Source organism: Novosphingobium sp. ZW T3_23, assembly GCF_044987305.1.
Taxonomy (GTDB): Bacteria; Pseudomonadota; Alphaproteobacteria; order Sphingomonadales; family Sphingomonadaceae; genus Novosphingobium.
Genome location: NZ_JBJDRF010000145.1, coordinates 1 through 690, shown reverse-complemented (window position 1 = coordinate 690; position 690 = coordinate 1). Strand labels below are relative to the sequence as shown.

Below are 690 nucleotides of genomic sequence, written 5' to 3'. Positions count from 1 at the left end.
CCTTCACCGGCGCCGACCTTACCGTCACCCCGCGCGGCCTCACCGTCACCGCCGACGCGCTCTCGCGCCTCTATGGCAATGCCAATCCGGCGCTGACCTACTCCGTGGCCGGCGATGGCCTCGTCAACGGCGACACCCTCAGCGGCGCGCTGGCCACTGCGGCAACCGCCACCAGCAATGTCGGGTCCTATGGCATTACCCAGGGTACCCTCGCGGCTGGCGGCAACTATGCCCTTACCTTCACCGGCGCCGACCTCACCGTCACTCCGCGCGGCCTCACCGTCACCGCCGATGCCCTCTCGCGCCTCTATGGTAATGCCAATCCCGCGCTGACCTACTCCCTGGGCGGCGACGGCCTCGTCAATGGCGATAGCCTCAGCGGCGCGCTGGCCACCGCAGCAACCGCCACCAGCAATGTCGGCGCCTATGGCATCACTCAGGGCACCCTCGCGGCTGGCGGCAACTATGCCCTCTCCTTCACCGGCGCCGACCTCACCGTCACCCCGCGCGGCCTCACCGTCACCGCCGATGCTCTCTCGCGCCTCTACGGCAATGGCAACCCAGCGCTGACCTACTCCCTGGGCGGCGACGGCCTCGTCAACGGCGACACCCTCAGCGGCGCGCTGGCCACCGCAGCAACCGCCATCAGCAATGTCGGCGCCTATGGCATCACCCAGGGCTCCCTCGCGG

At 69.6% G+C, this 690-nt stretch carries 1 protein-coding gene; it reads left to right on the top strand.

Annotated features, from left to right (window positions below):
- The coding region (locus ACI3K3_RS25725) for an MBG domain-containing protein (RefSeq protein ID WP_404918957.1) at positions 1-690 on the top strand (690 nt) is incomplete at both ends.